Source organism: Paenibacillus flagellatus, from assembly GCF_003217775.1.
GTDB classification, from domain to species: Bacteria; Bacillota; Bacilli; order Paenibacillales; family NBRC-103111; genus Paenibacillus_AB; species Paenibacillus_AB flagellatus.
The window spans coordinates 143,471-165,510 of record NZ_QJVJ01000011.1 but is presented as its reverse complement, the minus strand read 5'-3'; the positions used below and the strand labels follow the sequence as shown (position 1 = coordinate 165,510).

Genomic DNA, 22,040 nt, shown 5'->3' with positions numbered 1-22,040 from the left:
TAGTGTTGGTGGGCAAAAAAAGGGCGGACAGCGTCGTCCGCGTCAATGCAGCAAACAGACGAAAGCGGCCGTCAGCAGGGCGCAAGCGTGCGCGGACACGACGGTCGGCCGAAGCGGCGGAGCCGGCGGCATGGCGGCGTGCGGGTCTACCAGCTGCAGCATCCGATAGTTCACCGACGTATCCGCGAACGAGGCATGCGGGAACGGCACGCCGACGGGACGATACGATCGGATCAGCTTGAGCAGCGCCGACGCCAAAGGCTCGGACGTTCCCGTGCGCTGGACGGCATACCGGTCCGCCAGCAGCTCTCTTGCGATGCGGTATTGGCCGCTCGACCATTTCAAAATCGGCACGTACGGCAGGACGGCTCCGATCAGGTCGAGCACAAACGTTTTGAGCGGATCGCGGCTTATCCGGTGAAACCGTTCGTGGTGAACGACGGCTTCGAGCTCGTCATCGTCGAGCAGGCGCACCAAGGCGTCCGACAGGACGATGAGCGGAGAGACGAAGCCGATCGTAAACGCGAGAGGGGCCGGGTCGGCGACGACAACGATGTCGTCACGGCCGTCCGAATCGAACTTTCGGCGCAGCTCCGCCGTCAGATTCGTATCGGCGAGCCGGATGAGCCGCTTGCGCGCCTTGCGGGCCAACAGGAGCTGCCTGCCGGCTTCCCACGCGCAGCGGCCGAACGTATAAAGCACCAGCGCGTCGAGCGCGTAGGCGAGCGCCGGAAGCCCGAGCGCATGAAGCCAGCCGCTGCAAGCTTCGAACACGTTGAAGCCGACGCTGGGGCCGAACGCCATATGGACGACGTAGGCGCCCATTTGCGCCAGCACGAAGGCCGCCACGATCGCGGAACCGGCGAACAGACGTCGCGAACGGATGCGCCACTTCATGACGGCTCCTTCCGGAGCGACTTCAGCTTCCGCTCCAGCTTGTCGATCAGCGCCGGGTCCGCTTCCTCGAGCGCGTCGACCATGTGGCTCACGACAAGCGGGCCGAACTCGTCGACGAGCTCTTGGGACAGCTCCTTGGAGCGGCCGTCGAGAAACTGCTCCTTCGTCTGCACCGGCCGGTACAGCGTCGTCCGGCCTTCCGGCCGCTTGACGAGAAACCCTTTGTCGGCGAGCCGGTTCATGACCGTCATGACCGTATTGAAGCTGACGCTTTTGTCGGAGCCGAGCTTCGTCTGCACGTCGCGGATCGACGACTCGGACGCCGACCAGACGATGTCCATCACTTTCGCTTCGAGCGGGCCGAAAAACCGGTTCAGCCCTTTTTCGTTTATTTTGAAATGTTGCGGCTTCATGGACGGTACCACCTCACACTACTCATTGTAGTGTGGACGGCGCCGCCAGTCAAGCGATACGGGAGCGGCTCGCCGCATCGCCGCTCACGGGCTCGTATGCGGTATACCCCGCCGTTCTTTTCTGTTATTCTAGTAGTTGACCGGCTTCCCGGGACATTTTTCAGGCGATGTGCAACCTTTTTTTCGTTAACGGCGTTTAAAAGGTTGCAAGAGAGGGGGATCCTTGTGGTAGCGCAGCAGTTGATCCAAGCTGCCCAATCGGGCGATCGCGACGCTCTAATTACCCTACTGCGAGAAATCGAAACCGACGTGTACCGTACGGCCTACTACATTCTGAACAATGAGCAGGATGCGAAGGACGCCGCGCAGGAAGCGTTGATCCGCATATATACGAAAATCAATTCCTACGAAGAAAAAGCGCTGTTCAAAACGTGGGTGCAGCGGATCGTCACGAACATCTGCATCGACAAGTTTCGCCGAACGAAAGCGACCGTATCGATCGAGGAGCACAATATGGTGTTCACGTCCCACAACAACGTGGAGGACGAATTGATGTCCGCGTACGTCGCCAAAGATATCCAGGAGGCGATCGATCGTCTCCCCGAGCATCATCGCGCGGTCGTTGTGCTCCGGTATTTGCAGGACTTCTCGTACAACGAAATCGCCGATTCGCTCGATTTGCCGCTCAATACGGTGAAATCGTATTTGTTCCGGGCGAGGCAGCAGCTTCAATCGTTACTCCAGGACTATCAGAAAGGTGGTGTGCGGGGATGAATTGTCAAGAGGTGATGGAACTGATGCAAAGACATCTGGATCGGGATCTGATCGAGTCGGAGCAGGAAGCGATGATGGATCATTTGCAGCAGTGTCCGGAATGCGCGGAAATGTTCGACCGGCTGCGGCAATTGTCCCAAGAGCTTGCCAGCCTGCCCAAAGTGACGCCTCCTTTCAGCCTGGTCGACTCGATCTTGCCCCAGCTCGCCGAAATCGACCGCGCCGGCGAAGGTCCGTTCGCCGTCCCGGCTGCGGATACGAGCGCCGCGACGGTCGTCCCGCTTGCGGTCGAGAAGCCGCGCCGCTTCCGGATGGGCTGGACGGCCGCGGCCGCCGGCGGCGTCGTCGCCGCTGGACTGCTGCTGGCCTTGTTCGTCAACGATATGGACGGCACCCAAAAGGTAGCCGACGATAACGATCTCTTATATGAAGCGGGAAGAGCCGGGGCGTCCGCGTCGCGGCCCGCATCCGAGGCGACCCAGAATGCGGCGGACGCGCCGAAGGCCGATGCGAAGGCGAAAGCGCCGCAAGCGGCGGAGACGCCGGGCGCCGATGCGCCGAAGAGCGAGTCGGGCGCTCCCGCGCCGTCGGGCTCCGCGCCCGGCAGCGCGTCGGGGGAAACGGCGCCGAAGCAAGCGGAGACCGTCCCGGACCTGCCGACGGAAAAGGTGATCGATCAGCGGGGCGGCGAAGCCCCGCGTACGATCGACAAGCGCGGCGCCGATGCCGCCGGATCGGATTCGGTGTCCGGCAGCTCGACCGGAGCCGATACCGGAGCCGATACCGGAGCCGCCTCCGACGCCGCCGGGGCGGGCGCGCCGGAAAGCGCGGCGTCCGACGCCCCGCCGGCTGCGAATGCGGAGGCGCCGGACAGCGTCCCGCAGACCGAAGAACCGGTTTACGGCTTCGCAGGGGCGTCGGTCGGCGGTTCCGGCAGCGGCGAGACGGCCGACCGGAACCAAGCGACGCTCCAATCGAAGGCGAACGAGAAGGGCGCACCGCAGGAAGGGGCGAATGCGGACCGGATGATGGGCATTGCGGCGATGCCGCCCGCTCCGTCCGCCGAGCTCGTCTCCGAGGACGGCTTGCTGGTCGCCTCGATCGACGCCGCTTCCCGCCGCATCGTCGTTCATTCCACCGGCGAGAGCCGGACGGAGATGTTCCTGTCCGCTCCGTGGAAAGAAGGCGAGCAGGCGAAGCTCGTCGGCTGGGAAGGGAGCGTGCGGCTCACGTACTCCGTCACGTCGGCGGACGGCAAGACGCGGACGATCGTCGTCGATATCGCCAAAGAAACCGAAGCCGTGCAGCCGCAAGCGTAGCGCTTGCGGCTTTTCTTATTGTGAGCAATCGGGAAGAAAGAATGGGGCTATGACCGTGCTAAACTGAAAGGAAACGAAGGGCGTTCGCCGCTTCGATCTAACGGGAGGGATCGCAATGGAGGATACGAGGGACATTCAAGCGCTGTATCGGCGGCTGCTGGAGGGGTGGAACGATCGGAACGCCCGGCAAATGGCCGGGAACGGAGCGAATGGCGCATCCGGCTGTTTCAAAACACGCCGGCCCAATTCCATGGAAGGCCCGAGCTCGTGGACAGCATGACGGAACGGCTTCGGGCTTTGCTCGACTGACGGACGGAGCCGGCAAAAAAAGGGCCCGTCCGCTTCGCACGTTTCGCCGCGTTTTGCGTATCGTGTAGTAACAGCAACGGAACAACGACCTGCCGCGTATGACCATTCGGCTTCGGCGCCTGGGAGCCGTGCGCCGGATGTTTATATAGATGCGCTGGGACAAAGGGATGATGTCAAAGTCCGGGGATTTTGACGTGATCCCTTTGTTTTTATGCCTGTTTTTGTTAAGATGGGGATGGACTTGCGCGCATAAATCGTACGGCAGAGGTGAATAACGTGGATTACAAATCGGCGGCGCGGGATGTCGGCAAAGGCCAAGTGTCGCCCGTTTATGTATGCTATGGGACGGAAACGTACCTGCTCAAGGAATTTATCGCTTTTTTGACGCAAAAGCTGATCGAGCCGGAATACCGCGAATTCGCGGTCAGCAAGTACGACTTGGCGGAGACGCCGCTCGACGTCGTGCTGGAGGATGCGCAGACGCTGCCGTTCATGGCTCCGAAGAAGCTCGTCATCGCGGACAACGCGACGTTTTTTACCGGGGCCAAGGACGGCGGGAAAATCGATCACCAGCCCGAGAAGCTGCTCGACTACATGAAGGCGCCTTCGGACTTCGCCGTCATCGTTTTGACGGTCGAGGCGGAGAAGCTCGACGAACGGAAAAAAATCGTCAAAGGGCTGAAGGAGGTTACTGTCCCGTTTTTGCCGATGTCGGCGGAGCAGCTGCTGAACTGGGTGAACCGGCAGGCGGAGCGGCAATCGTTCGTCTTCGCGGAAGGGGCGGCGGATCAGCTGATTTTGTATACGGGCGGCAGCCTGCAGGCGCTGGCGGCGGAAATTTCGAAGCTGTCGCTGTTCGTCGGGGCGGGCGGCACGGTTACCGGCGACGTCGTGGACCGACTCGTCACGCGGAGCACGGAGCAAAACGTGTTCATCCTCATCGACGACATCGTGCGGCTCCGGCTGAACCGGGCGTTCGAAATTTTGTACGACCTGCTGAAGCAAAAGGAGGAGCCGGTCAAAATCGTGCTGCTCATCGCGCGGCAGTTCCGGATCGTCCTGCAGGTGATGGAGCTGTCCAAGCTCGGCTATTCGCATCAGCAGATGGCGTCGCAGCTCGGTCTGCACCCGTACGCGGTCAAAATCGCCGCCGAGCAGGGGCAATCGTACACGCCGGACAAGCTCGAGCGCATTTTGTCCCAGCTGGCGGAGCTCGATTACAAGATGAAGAGCGGCAAAGTGGACAAGGTGATGGGACTGGAGCTGTTTCTGATGCGGCTGGCGGGATAAGCGCAAAAAAAATAAAGCCCTTGCTTCGAGAAGCAGGGGCTTTTTCGCTTAGCCTTGCAGCGAATTGAATTGTTTCGCCAAACGGGATTTTTTGCGGGCTGCCGCGTTTTTATGAATCAAGCCTTTCGTGACGGCTTTGTCCAGCTTTTTGGACGCTGCGATCAAGGCTTCCTTAGCCGATTCAACGTTTTGCGAAGCCGCTGCGGTTTCGAACGTTTTGACGGACGTACGCAGTGCCGATCTTTGCGAAGCGTTCTGAAGGCGGCGCTTCTCGCTTGTCTTCACGCGCTTGACGGCGGATTTGATGTTAGGCACGATCGTTCACCTCCTTAAAAAGACAACAACATGCTTTCGACTTCGTCCAAGACAACCGATCTTCGTGTGTCAGGTTTGTCGACAACTTTATACATTCTACCATGGGACTTGCCAAAAAGCAATAAGAGACGCCCGAATCCGTAGGCGAACGTATCTCGCCGCTCCGCCCCGCCGTTCGCATAAACGCCAGGTATTCCTCACAAACTAAGCAGCAGCGGACAAGGAAAGGAGTTAACGAGATGGAAATCGATTTGAGCCACTATTCGGTGCGGACCGACTTGGCGCTCGAGGCCCGGGAGCTGGCGTCGGGACGGTTCGGCAATGAAATACCGGGCGTACATACGGAGACGTCGGAAGACGGCGGCGACATGATCGTCACGAAGATGGACATTACGAGCGACGAGGGCGCCGCCGCCATCGGCAAGCTGAAAGGGCATTACATCACGATCGAAGTGCCGCGGCTGCGGGAGAAGGATTCGGATTTGCAGGACCGCGTGGCGACCCGGCTCGCCCAGGAATTTGCCGGTTTCCTGCAAAAAATCGGCATCGGCAAAGACGCCAAGGTGCTCATCATCGGCCTTGGCAACTGGAACGTGACGCCGGACGCGCTCGGTCCGCTCGTCGTCGAGAACGTGATGGTTACGCGGCATTACTTCGAGTTAATGCCGGAGCAGGTAAGTCCGGGATACCGGCAAGTCAGCGCCGTGGCGCCCGGCGTGCTCGGGACGACCGGCATCGAGACGAGCGAGATCGTCCAAGGGATCGTGGAGCGGTCGAAGCCCGACCTCGTCATCGCGGTCGACGCGCTCGCTTCGAAGGCGTTGGAACGGGTCAATACGACGATTCAAATCGCCGATACGGGCATTCATCCCGGGTCGGGCGTCGGCAACAAGCGGAAAGGACTGACGCAGGAATTTCTCGGCGTACCGGTCGTCGCGATCGGCGTGCCGACGGTCGTCTACGCGTCCACGATCGTCAACAGCACGATGGATATGATGCTGAGCCATTTCAAGCGGCAGACGAGCAATACGGAGCAAATATTCGGCATGCTCGACAAGATGGAGGAGAACGAACGGCTGCAGCTCGTCCGCGAGGTGCTCGATCCGGTCGGCCACAACCTGCTCGTCACGCCGAAAGATATCGATCAATTCATCGAGGACATGGCGAACATTATCGCGAGCGGCTTGAACGCCGCGCTGCACGAGGCGATCGATCAGAACAACGTCGCCGCTTATACGCACTGACGGCGACGTCGCCGTCTACAGACGCTCCCGCTTGGCCGATTTCCGGTATTCAAGCGGGTTTGTTTTGGCCATTTGCTTGAATACGCGGCCGAAATGGCCGATGTTGTCGTAGCCGACCCGCTCGGCGATGCGGGTCACCCTCCAATCCGTCTCCTTCAGCAGCCGCTGCGCCTCTTTCACCCTTACCGTGTTGACGTATTCCACGAACGAAAACCCGGTTATGCGCTTGAACGTCCGGCTTAAATGGTACGGGCTGATATAGTGCGCTTTCGCCACCGATTCCAGCGACAGCGGACCGTCGAAGCGGGCGTTGACGTATTCGACGATTTCGAAAATTTTTTGATGCGCGGCGCTTACCGGCTCGCCCGGGCTTTGCTCGTTCTCCTGCCGTTCAAGCTTCCTGCCGCTCCAGATGAGCAAGGAGGCGAGCCGCGCGCGCAGCGACGTCTCGGCGCCCGGCGCCCCTTCCTTGTCTTCGCTCAGCATTTCGTACAGGAGCCGCTCGATCCATTCCCGCTCCGTCAAGCTGAGCGAGAGCAGCCTCGTTTTGCGGCGGAACGGCTCGAACAGAAGAGGCTCGCCGAACGGGTCGAGGAACGATTCGTTGAAATTGATCAAGATGCGCTCGTGGTTCGGCACGCCGGCATCGCTCGTTTTGTGCAGCTCGTTTTTGTCGATGAAGACGACGTCGCCTTTACGGACGCGGTACGTATGGTCCTTGATGAAATAATGGCGCTCTCCGGACAGCAGGTAATAAATTTCGTACGGCTCGTGGAAATGGTTCGACGGCATCGAATGATGCCCGGACACTTTGTTCTGATGAATGAAAAACGGCTCCTTCACGCCCGCCCCTCCTCCGCGCGTTTCTGCCGCCATTATACCATGCTTGCATCGTTCGTGCGCAAAAATTGCGAAGAATGATGCCGATTCAGCAATAATTCGGCAGAAACAGCCGATTTATTGCGGTACAATGAAGGCGTATCGATCATCCGGCAAAGGGAGTGCAACCATGACACGAAAAAAATACGCGCTCGTCGGCACGGGAGGCCGGGCCGAGTTTTTTTACGGCGCTTTGGCGAAGCATTTTCGCGATCGGGCGGAGCTCGTCGCTTTCTGCGACTTGAACCGGACGAGGCTCGAATACGCCAACCGGCTGCTGCGGGAAAAGTATGAGCATCCCGAGGTACGCCTGTACGGCTCGGACGCGTTCGACGACATGATCCGGCAGGAGCGTCCCGATACGGTCATCGTCACGTCGATGGACCGGACGCATCATGCGTACATCATCCGCGCCATGGAGCTCGGCTGCGACGTCATTACCGAGAAGCCGATGACCGTCGACGCGGAAAAATGCCAAAGCATCGTCGACGCGGTCAAACGGACCGGCCGCGAGGTGCGCGTCGCGTTCAACTACCGGTACGCGCCGCACAATACGAAGGTGCGCGAGCTCATCATGGACGGCGCCATCGGGGACGTCCATTCGGTCCACTTCGAGTGGCTGCTCAACACGCTGCACGGAGCCGACTATTTTCGGCGCTGGCATCGGGACAAGCGGAACAGCGGCGGTTTGCTCGTGCACAAGTCGACGCACCATTTCGACCTTGTCAACTTTTGGCTCGGCACGGCGCCGGAGACGGTGTTTGCGATGGGCGGACTGATGTTCTACGGGCGGGAAAATGCGGAACGGCGCGGGGTCACGACGTTTTATCAGCGGGCTTACGGCAGCGAGCATGCGAAGGACGATCCGTTCGCCATTCATTTGGAGAGCAACGAGCACCTGAAGGCGATGTATCTGGACGCGGAGAAGGACGACGGCTACCAGCGCGACCAGAGCGTGTTCGGCGACGGGATCAGCATCGAGGATACGCTCGGGGTGATGGTCCGCTACAAGAACAAGGCGATCCTGACGTATTCGCTCAACGCCTATTTGCCGTGGGAAGGGTTCCAAGTCGTCTTCAACGGAAGCAAAGGGCGGATCGAGCTGAAGGTGGTGGAGCGGGCATACGTCAATTCCGGAGGGCGGAAGGAAGACGAGGGCGCCTTGTCCTACAAGCTGCTTACCGTTCAGCCGATGTTCGGGCGCCCGTACGAGGTCGAGATCGAGGAGCGGGCAGGAGGGCACGGCGGGGGCGATCCGCTGCTGCTGAACGACCTGTTCGGCGACCGCGCGGACGACCGGTTCCGCCGCGCCGCTTCCCATATCGACGGTGCGGTGTCGATTTTGACGGGCATCGCCGGCAATTTGTCGATGCAGACGGGCAACGCGGTGCGGGTGGACGACTTGGTGAAGTTTTAATCCATCAGACCGAGGGCGAAATAATCGTGGGCGTTGACCACGCCGTCGACGGGCAGCTTGTGGTCCGTCTCGTATCGGCGCATCGCCTGCTCCGTCCGGGCGTCGAATTTGCCGTTGCACGGACCCTTCAAATAACCGGCGCTTCTCAGCCGGCTTTGCACGAGCATGACGTCGGCGCCGGAATCGCCCTTGGCCAGCCCTCTCGGCTCCTGGTGCGGCTCGCCGAGCGGATGGCCGACGATCGTCACCGGCGTGCCGATCGGCAGCAGCTCGAACAGCTGCTCGACGTGGAAGTTGAGCATCCGGACGCAGCCGTGGCTCGCGTCCGATCCGATCGAATGCGGGCGGTTCGTCCCGTGAATGCCGAACGTTCCCCAAGGGACGTTCAAGCCGAGCCAGCGCGAGCCGAAGCCCGAACCCCAATTTTTATATTTCGTCACGATGCGCCAATCTCCGACGGGGGTTGGCGTTTCCGGTTTGCCGAGAGCGATCGGATACCGCTTGTATAGCTGGCCGTCGCGGTAGACGCTCAATCGGTTGCGAAGCGGGTCGATCACGACGGCGTAGTCGTGCTTTCCGCCGTCCTTGTCGGACGGCAAGGCCGACGCCGGCCCCGCGTCGCCCCCCGCCTTGTCGGCCGGACCGTCCTTCCGGCTCCGCTTCTGCATCAGCTCGGAAACGGTGACGAATTTGAACCCGCGGCGGTTCAGCTCCGGCAATATTTGCTTCAACGCTTCGACCGTTTGCCCGGCGCCATCCCCGTAATCGTGAAACAGGACGATATCGCCGTTGCGCGCATTGCCGAGCACTTTGTTTACGATGGCCGCGACGCCGGGGGCGCGCCAATCTTTCGTATCCTGATGCCACGACCAGAGGACGAGCGTATAGCCGAGCCGTTTGGCGGACTCGACGACCCGCTCGCTGTAATACCCGCCCGGCGGACGAAACCAAGGTGCGACGCGGACGCCGATCGCTTCGATCGTTTCTTTCGCCGTCCGGATTTCGTCTTCGATCGTCTTTTCCGCCGTTCGATCGCTGAAGTACGTATGCTTCCCCGAATGGTTGGCGATTTCGTGGCCTTCCCCGGCCAGCCTGCGTACCGTATCCGGGTACTGCGCGGCACGGTCGCCGATCACGAAAAACGTCGCTTTCCCGTCGTAGCTGCCGATCTGTTCGGCGATTTGCGGCGTGCGAACCGGGTCGGGCCCGTCGTCGAACGTGAGCGCGATCCACTTCTCTTCCGTCGGCACTTCCCAAACGATTTCGCCGCGGTCCTCGAAATATTCCCTCGTCTTCGGCTTCGTCTCCCCCGACAATCCGGTCGACGTCAACAAACAGACGGCCGTCGCCGCGGCGGTCAGCCCCAATCTCCAAGTCCGTTTCATCCGTATAACGCCTCTTTGTTCCGTATTGGATATTCGCCACTGTACCGGCTTCGTTATATCGTCTCCTCAAACCGGCAAAATGTTGCATCCCACATATTTTGCTCCGGAACGCAAACAATGAAGGAAGACACTTGACGACGGGGAGGGCATCCAATGGATCGTATTCATCGCTTCGCACGAGCGCTCGCGATCGCATGCATCGCCGTCCTGCTGCCGACGGGGGCCCTTGCGTCGGCTTATGCGGGGGCCCAGGCGGAATCGGAGTCGGGCGAAGCCGTCCGGTTCGTATTCACCGTCAAAGTCGGGGCGGAGTCGCGTTACGCCACGAGCGAGACGTACGAACGGAAAGCGTGGAACAAGGCATGGGCGAAAGCGCGGCAGGACGCTTCGTCGCCGGCGCCTCCGCCATACTCCGATACGTACGTGGAAGTCGTTCGACCGCATGCGGCCCAAACGTTCACGCTCGCCGAGGACGGCGTTCTCGTCGATCCCCGGACGGGCGGAACCGTCGTGCTGCCTGACGCCATTCGCCGCGAAATGCTCGAATGCGCGGAGGCGTTGAGAAGCAAACATTACGGGGAGCTCATCCCTTGGGAAGAAGCGAGCCGGCGCCTGCCTCGCAAGGCGAAGCTGACCGTCGTCGATTTGGAGACGGGGCTTTCGTTCCGCGGCCAGCGTCGGGCCGGAAGCCATCATGCGGACGTCCAGCCGCTGACGAAGCAGGATTCCGCCATCATGAAGGAAATATACGGCGGCGCCTGGAGCTGGAAGAGGCGAGCCGTTCTCGTTCTCGCCGACGGACGGCCGATCGCGGCTTCGATGCACGGCATGCCTCACGGCGGAGACGGCATACCGGACAACGGGTTCTCGGGGCATTTTTGCATCCATTTCATGGGAAGCTCGACGCATAAATCGGGACATGTCGATGGGGCGCATCAACTGATGGTGCGCAAAGCGGCGGGACGGCTCGCTTCCTTCGTGCGCGAATCGTCGCCCGAGCGGAAGGCGGAGGCGTTTCTCGAATCGATCCGCCAGCAGGACGAGACGCTTCTCCGGGTGGCGCTGGAGCGCGCGCCGAGCGAAACGTTCGATAAGTACCGGCCGCTGATCGGATCGGTCGAAGGTCTGCGCTACGAAGCGTTGAGGGAGAAGCCGTACGAGGGCGGCGAGCTTACCGCCGATCTCGTCGTAAAGACGGTCGTTCATCGGAAAGGCGGCGGCAACCGGACGGTGACGTTCCGGTTCGCATTCGCCCGGGAATCGCTGCAATCTCCGTGGGCGATCGTCCGGGTCGACGATTCGACGGGAACGAAAGGACGATAGGCTTAGCCGAACGCTGCAACTCACTGGATGAAGGGAGCGAAGCTTATGCCATTCCATGAACGATTCGGACGCGCGGCGATCGTCGCGGCGTTGGCCGCCATGCTAGCTTGGCCCGGCGCCTCCGCGGCCGAGGGAGGCGAGCGGGAGACGGCGAACGGCGCCTCGGCCGGGAAGCGGGCGGCGATCGTCATCGACGATCTGGGCAACGACATGGCGGGGACGGCGGAGGTCATGTCCGCTCCCGTTCGGCTGACGGTGGCCGTCATGCCGTTTCTGCCGACGACGAAGCGGGATGCGCAGTGGGCGCACCGCGTCGGCCACGACGTAATCGTTCATATGCCGATGGAGCCGCTGCGGGGGAAACGAAAAGGACTCGGTCCCGGCGCGATTACGGTCGACTTGCCGGAGGACGAAATTCGCCGGCGCGTCGAAGCCGCCATCGACGAGGTGCCGTACGCGGTCGGCATGAACAATCATATGGGGTCGAAGGCGACGGCCGACGAGCGCGTCATGCGAATCGTGCTGGACGTATGTAAGAAGCGCGGGCTGTTTTTTCTCGACAGCAAGACGAATTACCGCAGCATCGTGGCCAAAGTCGGTGCGGAGCTCGGCGTGCCGGTCGTCCAAAACCATATTTTCCTCGACGACGTGTCGAGCACGTCGCATATTTCCCGCCAGCTTCAGCTCGTGCAAAAACATTTGGCGGATCACGATATGTGCGTCGCCATCGGCCACGTCGGCATACCGGGGAAGAAAACCGCCGCCGTGCTGCATCAAGCGACGCCCGCCATGGCGGGCGAAATCCGCTTTGTCGGCGTGTCGGAGCTGGCCGGCTTGATCAAGCTGCCGTAATATTCGGCCGATCGGACTCGTGCGTCCCTTGGGAGCGGAATCGGATCCGCTCCGCTCCTTTTGGCATGGTCGTCGCTTGCGGGCGCCGATTTTTCCCGGCTGCGGGTATCGACCCATGCGGCATATGCCGCGCCGGCATACGATGAAGGGATGTTCGAAGCGCCCGCTCCCCGCAGGCGCCGGAACCCGTCAATCGCCATGCGAAAGGAAGAGGCCGCCGCGATGCCTACAACGCCACGCACAGTGCACAGCAAGTGGAGAAAGACGGCCGCGCTGCTCCGCCACCGAACGGTCCGCGCGCACGTCCCCGTCACGAAGCCGATGAACCGGCAAACGTTGAAAGACATGCTCGACCGGCATCGGATGGTTTACGCGAAGCCCGATATCGGCATGTTCGGCAACGGCGTAATCCGGATCGAGAAGAGAACCGGTCCGGGCGGAGCCCCCGTCTATTGGTTCCAGTCGGGCGCGGTCGCCCGAACGTTCCACACGTTCGGGGCGATGTATGACGCGCTCGGCCGGTACAAGAAAAGACGGTCGTATTTGGTGCAAAAAGGAATTCATCTGCTCAAGCATGGCGGCCGCCGGTTCGATCTGCGCGTCATGGTGCAGCAAAGCCCGAAGCGGAGGTGGGAGACGACCGGACTGATCGGCCGGCTTGCCCATCCGCGCAAAGTGGTGACGAACTACCATAACGGCGGCACGCCGATGCCGGTCGGCACGCTGCTCGCGACCCATATGCCCAAAGCGCGGCGCGAAGCGGTATGCCGACGGCTCGAGAAGCTCGGCGTCGATACGGCGGCGCAGATGGCCCGCTCGTTCCCCGGCGTCAAGGAGATCGGGCTCGACGTGGCGCTGGACCGTACGCTCCACCCTTGGATTTTGGAAGTGAATACGCTGCCCGACCCGTACATTTTCCGGACGCTCAAGGACAAGACGATGTTTCGGAAAATATACCGGTACGCCGTCGCCTACGGCCGCATTCGAACAAGAGCGCGGTCCCGCAAACGATAGCGATAGACTGCAAGATTGATAGACCCGCTCTCCATCCGCAAGCGGCGTCCCGCTTTCCGCGTGACGCCGTTCGCGAACGGGGCGGGTTATTTTTTTTCTTCCGACCGTTCTATCGGCTCCCGGCGTTTCATAGATTTGATAACAGATAGATTCGAGACACACTCATCCGGGAGGGAAATCGATGAAATGGGTCGTTACGACGATGAACTTCAGCTCCGTTACCCGCACATGGCGCACCGTCCGCTCGATGAGCCGGCTGTTCGCCGTTATGGCGGTCGCCGCACTCCTGTTTTTGTTCGCTACCGGCCTGCTCGGCCTGGCGCAGCATAAATGGCCCGGTTCCTCGGTTACGACGATGAAAGGGGCGGCGGCGACGCTTTCGACTTCGTTTTTCCTGGACATGCTGGCGATGGAAATGCCCCAGCTGCAGGGGCAGACGCTCGGCGCGACGTTTTCGCCGAAAAATACGTTCACCTTTCTCGTCCGGTCGTTGACCGGCATCCATCCGGCCGATCCGAAAAGCTTGCTGGCGAGCGAGCTGCCGGGCATGCGAAGCGAGTCGAGCGCACTGCTTTATTCCGGCTCGGCGACGAAGGAGACGGATTACCCGGCGGATTTCACGCCGCCGCCCGACGCGATTCGCCCCGGCGGCGGACAGGGCGGGACGAATACGCCGGCCCAGCCGCAGACGGGGACGACGCCCGGAACGCCGGCCGCTCCGGCGCCGGATGCCAGCTCGAAGGAGCCGCAAATTTTCATCTACCATTCGCACAACCGGGAATCGTTTCTTCCCGAGCTGAAGTCGAAGGGCATTACGAGCCCCGACCTCGCGTACGATTCCGACGTGAACGTGACGCTCGTCGGCAAACGGCTCAAGGACAAGATCGAAGCGCTGGGCATCCCGACGATGCAAGCGGCGACCGATTACCCGACGTCGGTCCAGTCGTTCAATTACGCCAAGTCTTACGCCTACTCCGCCGCTACGGTCAAGCAGGCGCTCGAGCAGCATAAGCAAATCGGCATGATTTTCGACGTCCACCGCGATGCGCTGGCCCGCGACAAGACAACGGCGCGGATCGGGGACAAAGACTATGCCCAGGTGTACTTCGTCGTCGGCAAAAAAAATCCGCATTGGCAGCAAAACTCGGACTTCGCGAACAAAATCCATACGCTTCTCGAAAAGAAAATGCCGGGTTTGTCTAGAGGCGTGTACGGCAAAGCGTCGAACGGCAACGCGGAATACAACCAGTCGCTGTCGCCGAACAGCATTTTGCTGGAAATCGGCGGACCTTACAACACGCTCGAGGAAATGTACCGGACGGCCGATCTGCTGGCGGAGACGATCGCCGAGCTGCAGCGGGACGCCGTGAAGGCCAATGCGCAGGCGGGCGCCGCCAAGCCGAGCGGCGGCTGACGCAGAGAAACGGACGCGGCGGGAGCCGGAGCCCGCCGGAAGCAAGGAACATCGAGGCGCCGCAGACGGGCGCGATCCAAGGAGGGATAGGCGATGAGCATCTGGTCCAAATGGGCGGCAACGTTCAAATCCGCAAGCCTGCAAGCCGGGCAAGGCGGCGTCATTCGGCGGATATTCGCCGTTTACGTCGGCGTATCGCTGCTTCTGTTCGCGCTCGCCGCGGCGGCGGCGCTCTGGCAGTCGTACGCGTCCGTTACGCCGAAGAGTGCGATGAAGCGGATGACGGCATCTGTATCGCCGCAATTTTTCGTCGATATGCTCGGGTTGGAATCGGCGGCGATGAAGCGCGAGGGGGAATCGACGTTTTCGCACGGCAAGGTCGGCGGGTATTTGGCGCAAATGCTGCTGCACGTCAACCCCGGCGAGCCGAAGTCGCTGCTCGCGAGCGAGCTGCCCGGGCTTCGCGGAGGGCGCGAGCCGGGCGGACAAGCTTCCCCGGGGGTGTCGTCCGACGCGGGGAAGCCCGGAGGGGACGGCGAGGCGCCGCCCTCCCGGGAAGCCGCCGGGGCATCGTCGGACGGTGCGGACGCCGGGACGACCGGCGCGGGGGGACAGCCGCCGGCGCAGGGCCAAGCCGCTTCGGGGCCGGACGGGGCCGCCGCACCCGATCCGGTGCCGGTCGGCAAGCTGACGACCGGCGGACGCAAGGTCGTGTTCGTCTATCATTCGCATCCGCGGGAATCGTGGGTGCCGGAGCTGAACGTCCAGTCGGTGAACGAGGCGGAGGACGCGCAAAAAAACGTGACCTTGATCGGCAAACGGCTCGCGGACAAGCTGGAGGAGCAGGGGATCGGCTCGGTCCATTCGGGCAAAGATTATCCGACGGCCGTCAAAGGCTACAACTGGAACTTCTCGTACAAATATTCGCTGGAAACGGTGAAGGAAGCGTTCGCGGAAAACAAAGACATCACGTTTCTGTTCGACATTCACCGCGATTCCGCAGGCCGGGACGTAACGACGGCGAAAATCGGCGGCAGCGACTATGCGAAGGTATATTTCATCGTCGGCAAAAAGAACGCGAAATGGGAGCAAAACGAAGCGTTCGCCAAACGGATTCACGAGAAGCTGGAAAGCGAATATCCGGGGCTGTCGCGGGGAATATGGGATAAAGGAAGCGGAGGCCATGCCGAGTACAATCAGTCGGTATCGCCGAACAGCATGCTGATCGAGGTCGGGGGCGCCTACAACACGCTCGAGGAATGTTACCGGACGGCCGACGTGCTCGCGAAGACGATCGCCGGACTGTATTGGGACGCGGAAAAAGTGAACGCGCAAACGACGGCGTCGAACGGGGGCCAAGCCGCCGTTCCGACGGCCAAAGTCGCGTCGGCCCGCTGAAGACGGCGGGACGGCCGTACCGCCATGAAGAAGGGGAGATGGAATATGTCGCGCTACTCCGTTACGTTGATCGCCGTCGTCGTGATGCTGGTCTTCGGGGTGTTTTTCGGAATCGAGCTGGCTACAAGAGGGATGGAGCGGGTGCAGGGGCCGATCGGCGGCTATGCTCCGCAGGGGACGGCTTCCCAGCAGACGCCGCCGGGACAAGCCGCGCAGGGCGGCCAAACGGCATCGGGCGGCGTCAAGGCGCAGGGCGTCGCGCAGCCGGCGGGCTCGCAGGGCGGCGGCCAGACGGCCACGCAGCCGCAGCCGCAGACGACGGCGCCTCAGCCTCAGCCGGTGAAACCGCAGCCGCAGCCGATCGCGGCCGATTCGGGCATCAACCGCGTCGGCAATCAGATCGGCGATATGCTGCAGACGGTCGCCCACGGCACGATCCGCACCGTCGTCTCGCTGCTCGACAGCATCGTCAATTGAACGCTTCTTGCATCCGGAGGGAGAGGCGGGCGGCGTGACGCGCAAGGACGATGGGCGTCAGCCGCCGGACGCCTTCCGTTCCGCCTCGATCCGGGTTTTCATCTCGGCCCGCTGCTCGTCGCTCAAGATCGGGCAGTTGAAGCACTTCACGCCGTTTTCCCGGCGATACCACATGCAGCACGAGGAGCGGACGACGATCGTCTCGCCCGGCTTGTACGGACTTTCCACGTACCGCGGACGGTGGTCGTACGGATTTTTTCTCCGGTTGAACGTTTCGGGAGGAAGACCGCGGACGAGCAGCGCCAAGTCCGCCTCATACTTGCTCTTCATCGCCTCGTCCGGCGCGCGCCGGACGAGGAAGTCGGCCACCGAGATCATCCGCGCGCCGAATTGGTTCCAGATCAAATCCGGCTTGAAGCCGGCCGTGGCGGCGGCCGTCTCGACGATCGGATTGACCGTTTCGCGGAACAGCGTATCGAGCTCGCCGACGATAGCCGCCTCCCGGCCGTCAGCCGGCAGTTCTCTCCATCGGACTTCGCCGATTTTGAGCACGAGGTGGGCGTGATCGCCGTGCGCTTCCAGCTGGACGGTCAAGTTGCCGAGCGACAGGTCGAGCACCCGGTCGTACTGCCACATGTACGTATGTACCGTTGCGGGGACGCCGAAAAAGGCGAGCCCGACGAACGAAACGGCGATGTCGAGTCCGAGGCCGTTCAGCAAACCCCGGCCGCGCCGAAGCAGGTCGTCCATCGTCGCGGGCTTCAGCAGATCGGTCGCGGGCGTCTCGTATACCGGGTCGGCGCTGCCGGCGGCGGAAATATGGAAGTACGTTGCGGCAAGCGAAAGGTCCGGCTCAGCGTTCATGACGATCCCTCCATCTATATGAGAACGATTATCATTATTAATGATAATCGAGTCGGCCGCGCGTTGCAACCGAAACGTGCGACGTTTTCGATTCGGGCTTTTCCTTCATAAGAAAAGCGCGGCGGTGCGGCTCGAAACGGCGTTTTGCCGGCGTACGGACGCCGGACCGAAGGCGATCCGCCACGGGACGAACGGCCGCCGGTCAAACACCCGCTGGTTTGTCCGTGTCGCAAGTGGTATTATAGAGGGGTGACTTTACACGGAGAAGCTCGGCCTGTCCGGCCGGGCTTCGGTAAACGGCCGGTTTTGCCGCGGCAAGCGCACGCGAAACGATGCGAGCTTTGCCTACGGCAAAAACTCGGTAAATGCTTACGAAGCCAGTTTTGACTTCGTCAAAACTCGGTAAATGCTTACGAAGCCAGTTTTGACTTCGTCAAAACTCTGAGGAGGAATTCAACCATGAGCCGGCGCTTTGTCATCGAAGCCGTCCTGGTTGCCGTCTACGGGCAACTGCTGGTGCCGGGCCGACCCGTGGAGTATTTGATCCCTTTCTCCACGATCCAGGAGCTGTACGAAATGCGGGACAGCGACGAGCCCGTCATGCCGGAACCGGACGACGACGCCCATGTGAAACAAAAAATCGGCGAGCTGATCGCGTTCTTCGAAGAATCGTTCAACCGCAAAAAGATCGAACGCGCCCTGCAAATGCCGTGGAAAAAAAGTCCGCCGCTGCTCGTCAACGACGAAGTGACGTTCACGGTCGTCTATGCGATCGATAACGCCCACTACGGGGAGACGTTCGATCCGGTCGAGACCGAGCTGATCTTGACGTCGCTGCACGAGAAGGCGCCGGTCGTCACCGATCAGCTGGAGTTTTTGGACAAAGTGATCGACAGCGAGGTGCCGATCCAGACGTACGACGTCGAAGATTTCGAGTTCGCGCTGGAGGAGCAGCTGACGGAGGAAGACTGGAAAACGCTGTAACCGAAACGGACATTCACGCGTATGGAACGGCCCCGCTTGCGATTCGCGCAGGCGGGGCCTTGTTCGCGCCGCGGATTCGCCGGAAGACCGCGCTCCTCCTAACCGTCGAAAGCGCCTCATTGCTGCACGGACCGCTTCTTTGATATAATGGAGTGTAATGCGCGAATAGCGGGAGGGTCAACATGTCGCAAAGCACGGACAAACAAAGCATGATACGCAATTTTTGCATCATCGCCCATATCGATCACGGCAAATCGACGCTTGCCGATCGGATCTTGGAATATACCGGCGCCTTGACGTCGCGGGAAATGCAGGACCAGGTGCTCGACCAGATGGACCTGGAGCGCGAGCGCGGCATCACGATCAAGCTGCAGGCGGTACGGCTCGCGTACCGGGCGGACGACGGCAACGAGTACATCCTGAACTTGATCGACACGCCGGGACACGTCGACTTCACGTACGAAGTATCCCGCAGCCTGGCGGCTTGCGAAGGAGCGCTTCTCGTCGTGGACGCGGCCCAGGGGATCGAAGCGCAGACGCTGGCAAACGTCTACTTGGCGCTCGACAACAACCTGGAAATATTGCCGGTCATCAACAAAATCGACCTGCCGAGCGCCGAGCCGGAGCGCGTCAAGCAGGAAATCGAGGACGTCATCGGCTTGGACGCGAGCGAGGCAGTGCTCGCCTCGGCGAAAGCCGGCATCGGCATCAAGGAAATACTCGAGCAGGTCGTCCAAAAGGTGCCGGCTCCGAGCGGCGACAAGACGAAGCCGCTCAAGGCGCTTATTTTCGACTCGCACTACGACGCTTATAAAGGCGTTATCGTCTACGTCCGGGTCATCGACGGCACGATTCGCAAAGGAACGCCGATCAAATTTATGGCGACGGGCGCCACGTTCGAGGTGATCGAGGTCGGCGCGTTCAAGCCGAGAATGACGATCGTGGACGAGCTGACCGTCGGCGACGTCGGCTTCGTCGTGGCCGGGATCAAAAACGTCAAGGACACGCGGGTCGGCGATACGATCACCGATGCCCGCAACCCGGCCCCCGAGCCGCTGCCCGGCTACCGGAAAATCAACCCGATGGTGTACTGCGGCTTGTATCCGATCGATACGGCCGACTATAACGACCTACGCGAAGCGCTCGAGAAGCTCGAGCTGAACGACGCATCGCTCCGGTACGAGCCGGAGACGTCGACCGCGCTCGGCTTCGGCTTCCGCTGCGGCTTCCTCGGCCTGCTTCATATGGAGATCATCCAGGAGCGGATCGAGCGCGAATTCAACATTCCGCTTATTACGACGGCGCCCAGCGTTATTTTCCGCGTCACGCTGACGAACGGCGAAGAGCTCTTGATCGACAACCCGTCCAATTATCCGGAAACGGGGCGGATCGATTTCGTGGAGGAGCCGTACGTCAAGGCGTCGATCATCGTGCCGAAAGATTACGTCGGAGCGATCATGGAGCTGTGCCAAGGGAAGCGCGGCGAGTTCATCAACATGGAATATCTCGATACGACGCGGGTGACGCTCATTTACGACATTCCGCTGTCCGAGATCGTCTACGATTTCTTCGATCAATTGAAGTCGAGCACGAAAGGATACGCATCGTTCGACTACGAGCTGTCGGGGTACCGCCGCTCCAATCTGGTGAAGATGGACATTCTGCTCAACGGCGAGCAGGTCGACGCCTTGTCGTTCATCGTCCACCGGGAGCGCGCCTACAACCGCGGTCGGATCATTTGCGAGAAGCTGAAGGACATCATTCCGAAGCAAATGTTCGAGGTGCCGATCCAGGCCGCGATCGGGCAAAAAGTCGTCGCGCGCGAAACGATCAAGGCGATGCGCAAAAACGTCCTCGCCAAATGTTACGGCGGCGACATTTCGCGGAAGCGGAAGCTGCTCGAGAAGCAGAAGGAAGGCAAGAAGCGGATGAAGCAGGTCGGCAACGTCGAGGTGCCGCAGGAAGCGTTCATGGCGGTGCTGAAGATCGACGAGTAGAAAGATAGAAGAGAACGGGACACGAAAAAGAGATGAATAGTCCGAGGCAAGAGGCGGGAATATGCGCTCCAGCCTCTCTTGAAATCGCGAACGCGATTTCAGATGAGGGCCGTAAACGTTGCGCCGCATATGTCCCGCCTCTTTTGGCGTTTCGGGCTCTCTTTTTCGTTTTCCGGCTCGTTATCGTACTCGTCGATCTGTGGTGAGTAGGGAGGAAGGGAGTGAAAGCGATGACCGAGGGACACAATCGGGTGCAAGGGATCCAAACGTCACCCGCCGATTACAACCAAGCGCCGCCGCGAGCGGTGTATATTCATATCCCGTTTTGCACGAACAAGTGCCACTACTGCGATTTCAATTCGTACGTCGTCCAAGGCCAGCCGGTGATGGACTACTTGCGGGCGCTCGAGCGCGAGATGGAGCGGACGGTCGCCCGGATGCCGGCGGAGAAGATCGAATCGATCTTCGTCGGCGGCGGGACGCCGACCGTGCTGACGCCGGAGCAAATGCGCTATTTTCTCGATACGGTCAACGCGCATTTCCCGGACCGGACGGCCGATTGCGAAGTGACGATGGAGGCGAACCCGGGGACGACCGACCCGGACAAGCTGGCGGCGATGCGCGAAGGCGGCGTCAACCGGATCAGCTTCGGCGTCCAATCGTTCGACAACGCGCTGCTGGCGGCCATCGGCCGCATCCACAATACGGACGACGTCTACCGCAGCATCGAGAACGCGCGGAAGGCCGGGTTCGACAATTTGTCCATCGACCTGATGCTCGGCTTGCCGAACCAGACGACCGACACGCTGAACCGGACGATCGACGAGGCGCTGCGGCTCGGCCTCGAGCATTATTCCGCCTACAGTTTGAAAATCGAAGAAAATACGCTGTTCCACACGCTTTATCATAAGAACAAGCTGCCGCTTCCCGACGAGGACGAGGAGCTCGAGATGTACTTGACCGTCATGCGGCGATTGAAGGAGGCCGGGTACGGACAATACGAGATCAGCAACTTCGCCAAGCCCGGCCGGGAAAGCCGCCACAATACGACGTATTGGCGCAACCGCGCCTACTACGGTCTCGGTGCGGGAGCGCACGGCTACGCCGGCGGACGGCGGCACGTCAACATCAAGGGCGTGCAGGCGTACATCGACGCGTGCGCGGACGGGCTTCCAATCAAGGAATCGCACGAGGTGAGCCGGCAGGAGGCGATGGAGGACTTCATGATGGTCGGACTGCGTCTTCTGTCCGGCGTGAGCGACGCCGACTTCCGCAGCCAATTCGGCCTATCGATCGAGGCGGCGTTCGGAGAGACGATCCGGAGCTTGACCGAGAGGCAGCTGCTGTTGGCCGAGGGGAACGGGTATCGGCTATCGGAGCGGGGCGTCCTGTTCGGCAACGACGTGTTCGGGGCGTTTCTCGGCGATGGGGACGACTGATCGCGGCGGCAAGGAACGGTCCGGCTTTTGCGGAAG

General features: G+C 61.1%; 20 protein-coding genes and 3 pseudogenes. 15 read left to right on the top strand and 8 right to left on the bottom strand.

Annotation, left to right across the window (positions count from 1 at the left end):
* Positions 1-42 precede the first annotated feature (42 nt).
* Both DLM86_RS23400 and DLM86_RS23395 read right to left on the bottom strand, forming a co-directional pair.
* Positions 43-897 (bottom strand): M56 family metallopeptidase, encoded by an 855-nt coding sequence (locus DLM86_RS23400; RefSeq protein ID WP_110842490.1) that lies wholly within the window; start codon positions 895-897, stop codon positions 43-45.
* Complete coding sequence (locus DLM86_RS23395; RefSeq protein ID WP_110842489.1) at positions 894-1,310, bottom strand: BlaI/MecI/CopY family transcriptional regulator; 417 nt, start codon at positions 1,308-1,310, stop codon at positions 894-896. Before DLM86_RS23395 ends, DLM86_RS23400 begins: the two co-directional genes overlap by 4 nt.
* A gap of 225 nt (positions 1,311-1,535) precedes the next feature.
* Between DLM86_RS23395 and DLM86_RS23390 the strand changes: the two genes are divergently transcribed.
* From DLM86_RS23390 to holA, 4 genes and pseudogenes are all read left to right on the top strand, one after another.
* Positions 1,536-2,084, top strand: coding sequence for an RNA polymerase sigma factor (locus DLM86_RS23390; RefSeq protein WP_110842488.1), 549 nt, complete (start codon positions 1,536-1,538; stop codon positions 2,082-2,084).
* Positions 2,081-3,403, top strand: coding sequence for an anti-sigma factor family protein (locus tag DLM86_RS23385; protein ID WP_110842487.1), 1,323 nt, complete (start codon positions 2,081-2,083; stop codon positions 3,401-3,403). Before DLM86_RS23390 ends, DLM86_RS23385 begins: the two co-directional genes overlap by 4 nt.
* Before the next feature lie 210 nt (positions 3,404-3,613).
* A pseudogene (locus tag DLM86_RS32820) lies at positions 3,614-3,712 on the top strand (SgcJ/EcaC family oxidoreductase); the annotation flags it as partial.
* 276 nt (positions 3,713-3,988) lie between these two features.
* On the top strand, positions 3,989-5,002 hold the full coding sequence (gene holA, locus DLM86_RS23375) for a DNA polymerase III subunit delta (RefSeq protein WP_110842486.1): 1,014 nt from the start codon (positions 3,989-3,991) through the stop codon (positions 5,000-5,002).
* 48 nt (positions 5,003-5,050) lie between these two features.
* Here the strand turns inward: holA and rpsT are convergent, their stop codons facing one another.
* Positions 5,051-5,317 carry a 30S ribosomal protein S20 gene (gene rpsT, locus DLM86_RS23370; RefSeq protein ID WP_110842485.1) on the bottom strand — a complete coding sequence of 89 codons (267 nt, stop codon included), beginning with the start codon at positions 5,315-5,317 and terminating at the stop codon, positions 5,051-5,053.
* A 239-nt stretch (positions 5,318-5,556) separates the two neighbouring features.
* On the opposite strand from rpsT, the gene gpr reads away from it, so the two are divergent.
* Positions 5,557-6,561, top strand: coding sequence for a GPR endopeptidase (gpr, locus tag DLM86_RS23365; protein ID WP_110842484.1), 1,005 nt, complete (start codon positions 5,557-5,559; stop codon positions 6,559-6,561).
* Positions 6,562-6,576: 15 nt separating this feature from the next.
* On the opposite strand, the gene DLM86_RS23360 is transcribed toward gpr, so the two are convergent.
* Complete coding sequence (locus DLM86_RS23360) at positions 6,577-7,404, bottom strand: AraC family transcriptional regulator (protein ID WP_245954855.1); 828 nt, start codon at positions 7,402-7,404, stop codon at positions 6,577-6,579.
* Between the two features lie 166 nt (positions 7,405-7,570).
* Between DLM86_RS23360 and DLM86_RS23355 the strand changes: the two genes are divergently transcribed.
* A complete protein-coding gene (locus tag DLM86_RS23355; RefSeq protein WP_110842482.1) occupies positions 7,571-8,857 on the top strand; it encodes a Gfo/Idh/MocA family oxidoreductase in 1,287 nt (428 codons plus the stop codon).
* Here the strand turns inward: DLM86_RS23355 and DLM86_RS33225 are convergent.
* The 3 genes and pseudogenes from DLM86_RS33225 to DLM86_RS33215 all read right to left on the bottom strand — a co-directional run.
* Complete coding sequence (locus DLM86_RS33225; protein ID WP_425453995.1) at positions 8,854-9,105, bottom strand: peptidoglycan-binding domain-containing protein; 252 nt, start codon at positions 9,103-9,105, stop codon at positions 8,854-8,856. The genes DLM86_RS23355 and DLM86_RS33225 overlap by 4 nt on opposite strands.
* A gap of 3 nt (positions 9,106-9,108) precedes the next feature.
* Positions 9,109-9,411 (bottom strand): annotated as a pseudogene (locus DLM86_RS33220) (L,D-transpeptidase); the annotation flags it as partial.
* A gap of 96 nt (positions 9,412-9,507) precedes the next feature.
* Positions 9,508-10,242, bottom strand: a pseudogene (locus tag DLM86_RS33215) (polysaccharide deacetylase family protein); the annotation flags it as partial.
* 153 nt (positions 10,243-10,395) lie between these two features.
* On the opposite strand from DLM86_RS33215, the gene DLM86_RS23345 reads away from it, so the two are divergent.
* The 6 genes from DLM86_RS23345 (at position 10,396) to DLM86_RS23320 (ending at position 16,720) form a co-directional block, all read left to right on the top strand.
* Positions 10,396-11,565: a hypothetical protein gene (locus tag DLM86_RS23345; RefSeq protein WP_110842481.1), complete on the top strand. Its 1,170-nt coding sequence runs from the start codon at positions 10,396-10,398 to the stop codon at positions 11,563-11,565.
* Positions 11,566-11,610: 45 nt separating this feature from the next.
* A complete protein-coding gene (locus DLM86_RS23340; protein WP_110842480.1) occupies positions 11,611-12,417 on the top strand; it encodes a divergent polysaccharide deacetylase family protein in 807 nt (268 codons plus the stop codon).
* A gap of 222 nt (positions 12,418-12,639) precedes the next feature.
* On the top strand, positions 12,640-13,431 hold the full coding sequence (locus tag DLM86_RS23335) for a YheC/YheD family protein (protein WP_110842584.1): 792 nt from the start codon (positions 12,640-12,642) through the stop codon (positions 13,429-13,431).
* A gap of 181 nt (positions 13,432-13,612) precedes the next feature.
* Entirely contained in the window at positions 13,613-14,845 is a 1,233-nt protein-coding gene (spoIIP, locus tag DLM86_RS23330) for a stage II sporulation protein P (protein WP_110842479.1), read from the top strand.
* Positions 14,846-14,938: 93 nt separating this feature from the next.
* Complete coding sequence (gene spoIIP / locus DLM86_RS23325; protein ID WP_110842478.1) at positions 14,939-16,243, top strand: stage II sporulation protein P; 1,305 nt, start codon at positions 14,939-14,941, stop codon at positions 16,241-16,243.
* Between the two features lie 45 nt (positions 16,244-16,288).
* Entirely contained in the window at positions 16,289-16,720 is a 432-nt protein-coding gene (locus tag DLM86_RS23320; RefSeq protein ID WP_158289626.1) for a DUF3679 domain-containing protein, read from the top strand.
* A gap of 57 nt (positions 16,721-16,777) precedes the next feature.
* Here DLM86_RS23320 and DLM86_RS23315 read toward each other — a convergent pair whose 3' ends face one another.
* Entirely contained in the window at positions 16,778-17,584 is an 807-nt protein-coding gene (locus DLM86_RS23315) for a (2Fe-2S)-binding protein (protein ID WP_110842476.1), read from the bottom strand.
* 459 nt (positions 17,585-18,043) lie between these two features.
* Between DLM86_RS23315 and DLM86_RS23310 the strand changes: the two genes are divergently transcribed.
* From DLM86_RS23310 to hemW, 3 genes are all read left to right on the top strand, one after another.
* On the top strand, positions 18,044-18,568 hold the full coding sequence (locus DLM86_RS23310) for an ADP-heptose synthase (protein WP_110842475.1): 525 nt from the start codon (positions 18,044-18,046) through the stop codon (positions 18,566-18,568).
* A 182-nt stretch (positions 18,569-18,750) separates the two neighbouring features.
* Entirely contained in the window at positions 18,751-20,565 is a 1,815-nt protein-coding gene (gene lepA / locus DLM86_RS23305) for a translation elongation factor 4 (RefSeq protein WP_110842474.1), read from the top strand.
* Between the two features lie 230 nt (positions 20,566-20,795).
* Positions 20,796-22,004, top strand: a complete 1,209-nt coding sequence (gene hemW / locus DLM86_RS23300; RefSeq protein WP_110842583.1) for a radical SAM family heme chaperone HemW — start codon at positions 20,796-20,798, stop codon at positions 22,002-22,004.
* Positions 22,005-22,040 lie beyond the last annotated feature (36 nt).